We start from the raw sequence: 11,984 nt of genomic DNA, 5'->3' as shown, positions 1-11,984 counted from the left end.
CCGTAGAGTTCCTTATGGAAATCCACCGGAGGCTGATGATCCGGCACGAGCCCGACATGGCAGCGGTGCTCAAAGGCGCGGTCGATGGAGGCTTCGGCGGATTGTCGAGGCCGCGGATCGATAGTGAACTCGCGGCTTTCGAACAGAACCGGATGATCACCTATGTGCCGGGACCATTCGATTTCGGTCCGTTCGGCGCGGTCTTCGAACCCGCGATCGATGGAGAGCCTGGGGCTGTGACGGCACGCCGGCTGGAGGCCGCGCCGACCGAGGAAGAGAAAGCCGCTATCGAGGCCGACCCGTGGCGCTTCCTACGGCCGCCGGATACGCCGTTACAGGAACACGGAATCATCATTTATCCGTATTTCGGTGGCGTCGAGGGCACACTCGCCGCGCTGGAGTCGGTATGCCGCTGGTACAACGGGGCGATCCGTACACCGGGTTATGATCGCTACCGGGTGCACGCGGAACTGCAGCAGCGGCTGGTGAGTATTCATCCTTGGGAAAAGGACTTCAACGGACGTTTTTCCAGGGCGGTAATGATATGGGGACTGGAGAAGGCGGGCATGCCGCCGAGTGCTATCCCCGGTGAATTCAATGATTTGTTCACGGCGCTCCCGGAGTGGACCAATACTGTCGAGGCCGGCAGCATCCGATACGGCCGATGGGCGGCAGAACTCGAACGCGGCGGAGCGGACGTAGATCCGATCGTCTTGTTCGATCTCGAATCGATGAGGCGGCGATATCAACAGTTGGGTGGCCTATCCACACCATTTCCGCCAGGGGAATTGCATGTCACCGAAATAGCGGTCCGTGTGCACGAAGCATTGAATTCGGCGGGCGAGATCCCCGCTGACATCCCGGATGTCGGACAGGAACGCTGGGCGACTCGGCAGCCCGAAAGCGCCGTGGCGCAACCGAGTAGCTCGGCGCGCGCTGATGATGACGATGATCGCGACAACGATGGTGACGATGACAGCGGCGGTTCCGCCCTGTCACCGGATCCCGAACCGTCACCGCGCAACGGCCCTGGGAGTGGGGTCGCGGTAGCGCAGTCACCGGACGAGCACACTGTGCCGGACGGGCGACACGACGCTCTTGACGAGGCGGCGACCGACGAGACCAGCAGCGCCGCCCCCTCGTACCGGCCGCACCAGGCCCTGGCGGTGGGTGACCATGTGGCGGTGTCCGCGAATTCCGAACCCGACTCGAGCCGGGTCGTCGATCGGCCGCACGAGGCTATGGCGAGATCGCTCGAGAAATTTCACGGGCGTATGGAAGTCCTGAAAGCAGTACTCGAGCAATCCGAGGCCTTCCTGTTCGACTTCGACGGTCCCATCGTCGATCTCTTCAGCGGCTATCCTGCGCCAGAAATCGCTATGGAATTGCGGAACCTCGTCGAACCGCATGACATAGGTCTTTTCAATGATCTGGACGGCATCACCGATCCCATGAAGGTGCTCCAGATCGTCTACGAACACAGTCTCTGGCTCGGTCGCCTGGTAGAGCAAGAGCTCGCGGCGTTGGAAGTCCTGGCCGCTGAGCGGGCGGGCGAACCGACTCCAGGCGCAGTCGCCGCGCTCCGGGCAGCTGCGGCCAAGGGGCCGGTCGGCATCGTCTCCAACAACTGCGCGGACGCCGTGTGGAAGTATCTCGAGATACACGGGTTGGACCAGGTGGACATCGTCGTCGGGCGCCACCCGGTACCGCACTACATGAAGCCACACAAGAGCCCGGTGGTCACGGCGGCCAAAATCCTGGACGTAGCACCCGAAAAGTGCGTTCTGATCGGGGACACGGCCGCCACCGATATCCTTGGCGCCAGGGCCGCCAAAGCCCGCAGCATCGGCTATGCGAACAAGCGCCTTAAACGGACAAAGTTGGCTCAAGCAAAAGCTGATGTCGTCATCGTGCATATGCAAGCCATAGCGAACGTGTTGGCGCCACCGCCCCCTCGCCGGGCCGCGCACCCTGAGCGTTCGGTATCGGTCGGGCCGGCCGACACCGCGGACACCTCGGAGGCTCGGAAATTCCGAGAAGCACAGGTGCTGCTGCGTTTCCGCAATGGTGAGGCGATTCCCGAATCCGACCTCGCTGCGCTGGAAGCCGCCTTGGTCGGGGTGCGGGAACGTCTGGAAGGGAAACCGAAACTGCTGCGGATGGCCGAGATCTACCTGCTCGGCCCCGGCGAGCAGGTGGTGCGGGGCGAACCTGCCACCGTGTCGGTCCCGGCGGACTGGTTGCCTGCCTGGTTCTCCGAGTCGACCGCCGGGGCTGACGGTCCGCCCGCGGAGGTGGTATCCGCGTTGCGATCGGTCTTGCTGCGTCCCGAGTCGGATTACCGGCGTCTCCAGCCGGATGAGGCGGATTACCTGCGGTTGCGGATCGCTGGCTTGTCCGACCGCGAGGCCGGCGACGTCATGGGACACCCAATGGCAAGTGGCGGGTGGCCGTTCAGTTTTCTGCAGGACGCCGTGATGCGAAAGATCGCTCCGGTGTTGGTGCCGGCGGCGACAGCAGCCGATTCGCAACTGCGCGACCGTGCGCGCCCGATGTTGATCGACAGCCTGGCCGTGCGATCAGGTTTTCTCGACGAGGCAACTATCCAAAAAGAGCTGGCGGAGATCTGTCTCGCCGAGTGGGCCCCGGTGGTCACCGTTCCAGCCGGTGTCAAACCCGCGACCACTACCGTGCTGCGCGCGTTGGCCGCGCAGATGCATCACGACCAGGTGCGCAAGTTCCGGTTGCTGCTCGACCTGTTGGGCCGACAACTGGCCGAACCGGAATCCGAATTCACGACAGCGATCTTGGCGCTCGGGAAGCCGTTGTTGTGGGGGGAGGAGCCGCTGGTCGCGGCGATGCGCAAGGACTATCCGGTACCGGACACCGGATCGGAGTTGCTGGAGTTGCTGCGTGTCGCAGCCAGGGACACAATTCCCGGTTCGCTGCGCTATGAGGACGATGCGCTGCGGCGGACGGCACAGGCTTTGCAGGAGGCGGGTGTCCCGGTGCACGACGTTCCGGATCCGACCGAACCGGGCCGTACGTGGAAGGACTGGGAGCGTCTGGAACTCATCGCCGGGACGGAATTGACGCCGGTGGGGTCGGCGTACAGCGTGCTGGCGGCAGTGCGGCGGGGACTCGCGGACACCGCTGTGGTCGTGGTGCGGGATGGTTGGGATCACCGGTATCGCTTGCTCGTGGTGACGTCGATCGACGGTGACCGCGGCGGCAAGGTCGGGCCCGGTCGGTCCGACAGCACAATCGGGGTGGTCGGCGACGGCCTCACGGTGCTGTGGGATTCGGCGTTGCACGGTCCGTTCGAGTCGAAGGAATGGGCCTACCCCAAATTTCGGAGGGTCGGTAGTCAGACTTGGGCCGGATTCTTCGTCAAGCGGGCGGGCGACGCGACCCCCGTACCGACAAAGCCCTTGACGGAGCGTTCCCATGATCTGTCGAATCCCCGCCGCGAGAAGATGCCGCGTTACTCGTTGGACGGGCCGCTCGCCGATAGCGGGTCTGACACCGGCTTCTCCGGCAAACCCGCACGCCCCTCCCCGAATTCGACCGATGCCGGTGGACCGGCCCCTGGTACCGACGCTCTCCGCCACACCGGATTCAATTGGTTCGCCCCCGACACCTACCGTCTTGTCGGCACGAGAAGACACCAGCGTCAGGCTGACTACGCCCTGGCCTTCCACCACGACGGTGTCGGCGATATGTTGTGGGATCGGCCAGGCGGCCGTTCCCGTCACGCCGTGAACCCGGCACCGGAATCCTCGTCCGACGACCGCAACACCGGAGAAACCCCGATCGTCGACGGATCGGCCGAGTTCGGCCCGCCGGACGGTCCGACGGTGGACGACGCGACCGCCGTCCCGTCGTCCGGATCGGTCGATGGGCGGCCTACCTCGTCGGCGGTAGTGCTCGAGCCGGTGTCCGATGAGGATCATGTCGAGATACCGAGCGTTATCGCGGTGGACGATCTGGTGGAGATCATCGACGCCCGGTCGTTGGATGTGGACCCGGCGATCACCGACGAAGCCGACGTGCTGGCCACGGCGTTGCGGATCGCCATCCTCGCCGGTGACCTGAAAGCGAACTGGCGACTGCCGGGCGGCGCCAGGCTGGCCCAGGCACTCAACGTACCCAGGACGACGGTGGCGCGGGCCTATCGCCGAATCGCCGACGAAGGGCACTTGACGCTCCGCCGTGGCGCGCGCACCACAGTGGCCGGGCGGTACGCGCGATACGACCCCGCGCGGCTGCGGCAGCGGTTCGGCCAGATCCCCACTGAGGTAGTGGAGTTGACGCGGGAACTGCGGGCGGCCATCGACTCCGGGGATCCCGCCATCGGCGATGTGCTGCCGCGACCGCGCGATCTGGCCGCCGTGCTCGGGGTCGCGGTGGAGGTGGTGACCTCCGCCTACGACTGGTTGCGCGCCGAGGAGTATCTCGGTGGCAGTCGCGGTGTCACCAACGTGGTGCGCAGCCGTCCGCGCCGATCGGAAACCGCTGCGCGACCGAGCGACGCGCCACCGGCCGCGAAAGGTCCGATGCGGGAGCAGTTGGCGGATGAGGTCGATGGCGGCGAGGAGCTGCCGTACTTCGTCACTCCCGTGGCGACCACCCTGGCCGACCCGGTGTTGGCGAAAATCGTGGCCGCCGCTGAGTACGCGAGTGTGGGATCGGATTCCGGGCGAATCATGTCGCATCGGGAAAGTACCGCGCTGAAGCGCGCGGCGATCGCGGCCGGCGAGCCGCGGCCGGTGGGCCGGGACAATCTCGAGGTCTTCGCGTACCGGGATTTCGAACTCTGGCTCGATCCGGATGCTGACAAACTGATGGACCCGGTGTTGCTGCCACCGGCCGTAACCAGGTTGGCCGTCGCAGGCGCGGTGGACCGCGCGCCGCAGGTGCTGTTCGTCGGCGAAGGATACGAGATCCGGCGGCGCACCGTCGACGGCGACAACTCGGTGTCGGCGGAGCGAAGCGGTGCGATCGGCGCCGTGTGTGCCGAAGTGAACGAGCAACTGGGACAGATAGCACCCGACCGGTTGCCCGCACTGATGCGGGGGTGGCCCACCGAGGACGAGGGGCTGTGGTTGCAGGCCCTGCTCGACTTCGACGAAGAGCGCTATCAGCAGCTGCGCCAGAACCCGCTCTATCGCAAGGCATTCGACATGCTCGGCTTCCCGGCGCGGTTGACCGATGGCCTGGACCTCGATATGACGTTGCTGCGGTCACAGCGGTTCCAGGCGTTGTGCCCGAACCTGAGGCCTGAGGACCTGGTCGAGAACGACGACGGGATTCAGGTCGCAGTTTTCCGCCCGACCCTGTACGGCCCGCCGGACTACGCGACCGCGGTCGGCCACAGCCGATATCACGATGGCGAGCCGCCGGACGAGTTGCGGCCGTATCTGGGCCGGATCGCGGTAGCGCAGGCCATGTACGAGACCGTGCGCATGGTCGACGCGGTGGACCTCGGCGGGCTGGAGCCGGCCATGGGCCGCAAACTGTGCGGCACACTGTGGCTCACGCTTTCTCGGGCCCGGTCGGCGTGGGGACAGCCGCCGCTGCCGGACGGACCGCACGCGCTGCTGGATGTCATGCGAACAATCGCACAGCACGCCGACTCAGGGACCGCGTTCGCTGTCGAAACGTCAGTCCCGCGTGATGTCTTGAAATCTGTGTCGCAGGAGTTGATTCCGCCACGGCAGTACCGCGTTCTCGGGGAGCGTTCCGGAATCGATCTGCCTCGGACGACCGCGAGCCGACTGCGGGTCCTCGCGGTGATGTATGGCAATCTGCGCCGCGGCGACCGCTATGACACGTACGAATTCGCAGGCATGTTCTTCCGGTTCCGCAAGGGCCTGGAATCCCCAATCGACCCGGTACGTTTGACACGCAGCCAGATCATCGAGCTGATCATCCCCGCTGTGGATGCCGCGCCGCACCGGATCTACACCGACGAGTACGGCGATATCGATGTCCGCACCTATGCCGGCACAGTGACCGCAACCGGCTATGCCCCCATGGTCTTACCCGGGTTGGCGGTGGTGGACCAGCAGTTGGCCGAGATTGCGCCGAGCCGTATTCCGGCACGAACGGGATGGCCGACGTCGGCTGAGGAGTTCCTCCGCGAGTACCACCACCAGGATCGCGAATTTCTCCGTTCCGCTCTGGAACAGCATCCAGAATTGTTGGCCGAACTAGGTTTTCAGCCGTCGCTTCTCGATGTGGAGCCGGATTACGAACTGCTGCGTGAGCAGCAGTGCCGGTTCCTTTATGGCGGTATTCAGGACCGCGATATCATCGTCGTCGATGGGGCGGTCATCCTGCCGGATTGGGACGATGTCGTCTACGGTCCACCGGACTATCAGGAAGCCCTTATCGCGGTGGCCCGCCGCGATCGAAATATTCCCGCGCATCTGCGGCCCTACGTAGACCGAATCCGCCTGGCGAAGGCGCTGCGCCAGACCATCCGTCTGATCGATGCCGTGGGCGCGGGTAGCTTGGCGGTGCGCCGTGCGGTCGAACTGGAACAGAAGGCGTGGCGGGCCTGCAACGAGGCGCGGAATCTGTTGCCGGGTCAGCGGGAGGATCTGCGACCGGGACAGCTGCTGGATCTGGTGAACGATTATCTGCGGCCCGAAGTGGAGCCGGAACCGCAGCCTCCGGTCGTCACCGCGGTCGGCGCTGCGCTGGCAGGTCTGCCCTGGCCGAGCAGATTGCGGTATTTCGGTAGCGCTGACGAGCGGCTACCGTTCCTGACTGCCGACCAGGCCGCGGCGGTACGGGCCGTCGTCGTCGAGCACGGTACCCGGTTCTCCGGCAATTACCACGATGTCTACGTTGTAGGTGGATGGGCCGTCCGCATGGCCAAACAGATCGACACCGACGCTCCGCCGTTGGAATTGATCGTGTTCCCGGACGACACTCCGGTGTTGGCCGCGGTGGTGTCGGCGGGGTTCGACAAGGAGGTAGTGCATCGGCTCTACGTCGATGACGAGGGATCGATCGATCGCACCGTACCCGGCAAACCGATGACGGATTGGAACGATACGGCGGTCATCGATTGGCTCACAGACCTACTCGAGAAGATCGCCGCGGTGCCGCTGACCGACGAGCTGCGCGCATTGCTGCCCGAGGGGTATCCGGAGGCGCCCGACGCCGCCGGATTCTTACGCATGCACTACGAGGTTTTGGAAACCGCCTTCCAACATTATCGGCAAATACCGTTGTATCGGATGCTCTTCGACCTGGTTGGGTTGCCTGAATCGCTGACCGAGGGTCTGGATCTGTCGGGCGTACGACCGGAGCCTTTCGGACTGCTGCATGGCGATCCGATCCCGGGCAACGTGCACGAGGGCCGAGTTCTGTTGGACTGGGGTTTGGCGCAATACGGCCCCCTGTCGTTCCAACTGGCCATCCTATTGCAGCGCAATATGCTTCCCGGATCGGGAGAATGGCAGCGCCTGCAACCGTATGTCGACTTTCTTCAAAAATCCCGAGTGGTGATAGATCTCATTCGGATGGCGGATCGGCTACTGGCCGAGGGTGACGCTGTCGATTCCTCGGCACTGCTGCGCCTTGCCTATCCGCTGGCTGTCGCGATCACCGATGCCCGAGTCGCGATGGGGCAACCATACGCCGCGCAGATGGCGGCTTCTGAACTGATAGAAGTTGTGCGCGTGCTCATAGCGAACCAGCGCTACCCGGGCACTCGTTTCGGGGAAATCGACGGGATGTTCGTCGACGAGCGCAACGAGGTGATTCTTCAGCTGGTCCGGGAAGGGTGGCCACTGCCGCACATCACGTCGATCGTGCAAGCGTTCAATGTCTGTCACAGCATGATCTACAGTCGCATCAACGTCGATGTCGCCGCGGTCTCCCCTGAGACGGTGGTCATCGACATCGCTGTCACGGGCGAGCCGGGGGCCCGTCGGCTGCGGATCTCTTTCACCGACAAGCGCACCGCGGTGCGGCCCGCTGCCGCGGCGATAGCCGCGGCGCACGATCGATCGCTGCTGAATAGCGGACAGTTGGCGTGGTCGAGCGACGACCACGGCATGACTACCAACCCGGACGGCTCCACCACCCTCTGGTTCGTCATCGACGAGGCGGGACCGGGCGGCGGACGCGGTACGGACCCCACAGTGCCCACTCCGGAGGATGGCGGAGGCGCTGCCGACTCCGGGGTGTCGAGTCCGATCGGCGACGACATATCCGGGAACGGACCCGGCGCGCGGGCTTCTGAAGGTCCACACGCCGACGTGGCGTATCGAGCGCGACTGCGTGCATCGGTCGACGAGACCGAGCGTCCCGACGATGAGGAGGGCGATGGCGGCTCCGCGCGACCATCGGGTCCTGGACCGGCACCTAGGACCGGTCCTTCGAGTGGGGCTGGGGTTGCGCCGGCGCCGGACCGGCGCAACGCGTCGGACGCGGGCGATAATGCGCCCGACGACGCGACGCCGGACGGGGACAGCGGTCTCGGCGCCACCACATCGTCGTATGAAACCTCTGCGCCTGCACCCGACCGGATCGCGACCCGAACGGGTACGGGGCCCGAGGTTTTCGACGAGTCGCTGGACGGTGTCGCGAAGCCGCGGCGACTACGTCGGCAGGTTGCGGGGTTCGGGGAAATCGGCGCCATCGGATCGTATGGTTGGGTTCGCGGCGGGCAAGAGCCGCAACCGCCGATATCGAACGCCATAGCCGATCGGCTAAGTCGGGATTTCGACGCCCCGGTCTTCGATCGCGCGTTGTTCGCCATTCAAGCGCGGGTCGACCACGGTGATCTCGAGCTGGACGAGCAGCTATCGAGTGCGGAACCCGGACGGACAGTCGGCGCCCCTGATACCGAAACAGGTTCGTCGACTATTGCGGAGCCTGCTTCTGGCGGGGCACAGACACCGGCCCGTCCCGCGAGGGGTGGGATGCCGTCGAGCCGCGCCGATCTGGCGGCTGTGATGGGGCTCGATGAGCACCAGGCGCGAGGTCGGATGGATTCCACGATCGCGCCGATTCCTGGTGGGCGGAATCCAGGAGTGGTCGCCTTCACGACGAGTACCGGTTATCCCACCGACGGGTTGGCGGCGCGCGGCCAGTCCTCGGCCGGTCCGACGGATGGCACGGTCGAGAAACCTTCCGTTCGGTTCGGCCCCGACCTGGACCTGCCGTCTGTTGAGCCGTTGGACCTGACGATCGCGAAACCGTATAACCGGTTCGATCTGGGACTGGTGACCGCCCACAGCGGTGGGGACGCGGACGCGGTGGAGCGACCCGGCAGCGGTTCTCGCGATGCCGAATCAGCGGATCGAACGGATTCGGAGGTGTTGGCGCAGCGATCGCCGGCCGACGAGTCCGCCGCGCGAGACGAACCGGGTGCGCCTGAATCGGACAGCCGTACGAACCATTCAGAGCCGGAAGACCCACAACCGGAAATCCAGGCGGAGTCGACCACAACAGTCCGGCGGTCGCTACTCGATCGGGCGTTGCCGGAAGGTGCGTGTGGTGTCGAATTCTGGGGCGATGTTCCGGACAACGCGTTGCAGCCGTTGGAAGTAATTGCGTTGCGAGGTAACTGGTATCCCTGGAGCAGCACTGAATCGAGGGTTGCCGCCAACGTCTGGGCCAGTGCGCGTGCGGCGTTGCGTCTGCTGGGCCGACCGGTCCAGACTCTCCTGCCCGATCGATGGGGCCGTCCGATGTGGCCGGATGGGGTGGTTGGCAGCATTGCCAGGGATCTCCGGCCCGACAAGGACATTTCCGGGGACAGATACTATGTTGCCGTCGTCGCCGACACGGGGCAGGCGCGGTCGATCGGCGTGCATGTCTGGCAGAACGAGCCGCTCAGCGACCGGGCACGGCAGGCTCACTTCACCACCGCGGAAGCGGATTGGCTCACCGAGATCGGTGATCATGCCGATGTGTGTTGGGACACTGTGTTGTTCTCTGCCAAATCGTGCGCCCAGCAGATGTTGCGGTCGATCGCTCTCGGGTTCCCTGTCACGGTCGCCCCGGACGACGACGATCCGACCGCAGGTAACTTCCAAGTACACCTCGAGCCCCGCGAACGTGCTTCTGTCGACCCGCCATTGCCCGCCGTCTTGCATGGTCGGTTCGTCGTCGACCAGGGGTATGTACTCACCCGTATCACCGTGCCGCCGGCGGGAGGCCGGTCGCCGGCCGGACCGAGGACTGCCGGTCCTTCTCCTGCGGGAACTTCGACACGCGCGGCCCCCACCAGCGGTAATTCGGCTCTCGCCCATGATGTCAGGATGTACCGGCCGCTCGGCGGATCGTCCGGACCGGTCATGACCGTCGATGAGATGCTCGCGGTCTATCAGCTCACGCGGCGATCGAATGAACCAGAGCTGCAAGGGTTTTACAATCGGCTTCGCCGCTACCGGGATCGCTACGGGGATCTCGTGGTGCGGGAGACGAAGAATTCGGTGCGCGTCGATCGGCGGGTCTACCCGGACCATCACATATTGGAAGCGATCAATCCGCACGTCGAACCTGACCGAGTGTCTCAGCTTCTCGGCGTGCTGACCGGGCCGCGCGTGCTGCCGGATGGACGATTGCTTGCCGTTTCCGAGACGGTGCAGTTCCATCGCTACATCGAGGGTCGCCCTATGATCGATGTCGATCGCGACTGGCTGAGGTCCTTGGTGGTCGATCAGGTCGAGCAACTGCGGCGCCAGTTGCGGGCGGTGCGTCCAGAAGGGCTGTTGCGGCCGCCGCCTGGCTCGCCCGCCGACGGAGACACCGAGGGATACGTCCGTTACCTGGTCGAACACCCGATGCGCCTCTTGGCGGAGTACCGAGCCCGGATCGAAGCCGCATTCCCTGGCATCACCATCCCCGCTGAGCCGTTCGCCTTCCTGTTTTCCGGCAGGTATCCCATGGTGGAGGTTCCTTTCGAGTTCTTGCACGGAGATCTCGGGCCGTCGAATATGATCCTCACCTCCAGCGGTCTGATCGCGGTCGTGGACTTCGAACTGGGACACTTCGGCGATCCCGGCCTCGAATGGGCGAACCTGAATTACAAGCCCGGTGACAACATGGTCGACAACGCGACTGCTGGCCCCAACTCACGCACCTATGACGCGTACATCGACGCGCAGCGGGTCATCAACGACCTGATCAAACTGATCACGCACCCGCTGACAACGGCGCAGCAGGACGCCATAATCGAGAATCTCGCCCTGGCTATTCACCTATCCCAGCGGTTTCACTGGGGCCTGAAGCCACTCGACTACGCCACCATCGTGGAGATTCTGCGGGTCGGATCGCGCCCTTATGCTGTTCCCGACGCCGCCTCCGGTGCCACGCCCGAGTCTGGTGGACCGGCCGCGACAGCGGGGGCCGAACCCGATGTTCCGTCGCCGCCGGCGGAGGACGGCGAAACAGGCTTTTCCGAATCGGGATCGCCCAGTGGGCCGATCACATCGGCGGTGATATTCGAGTCGGCGGCGGAGTCCGTCACAGCGCGGCTGTCGTTGCTCGACAAGGTGCTGCCGGCGGGTGCGCGTGGTGTCGAGTTCTGGGGCGATGTCCCGGACAACGAGTTGCCGCCTCTCGAAGCAATCGCGCTGCGGTCGCACTGGGACCCCTGGGACGGGAACTCTGGGGTGGCCGCCAACCTGTGGACCAGTGCACACCGGCTGTTGCCCTTGCTCGGCCGACCGGACCAGACCCTTCTGCCCGACCAGTGGGGGTGCCCGATGTGGCCGAACGGGGTGGTCGGCAACGTGGCAGGGGGCTACGACACCGCCGACGAGAGTGTTCCCGACGCAAAGTACTACGTGGCCGTGGCGGCGGACGTGGGGCAGGCGCGGTCGATCGGAGTCGGTCTGTGGTTCAACCGACCGCTCACCGACCGCGGGCGGCGGGCGAACCTGGACACCGCGGAATTGGAATGGCTTGCCGAGGTCGGTCACCACGCCGATGTGTCGTGGGACGCGGCGCTGCTC

The sequence above is a fragment of the Nocardia sp. NPDC049220 genome, assembly GCF_040647855.1.
GTDB lineage: Bacteria > Actinomycetota > Actinomycetes > Mycobacteriales > Mycobacteriaceae > Nocardia.
The sequence above is the reverse complement of the archived record's forward strand: the minus strand, read 5'-3'. Positions refer to the sequence as shown.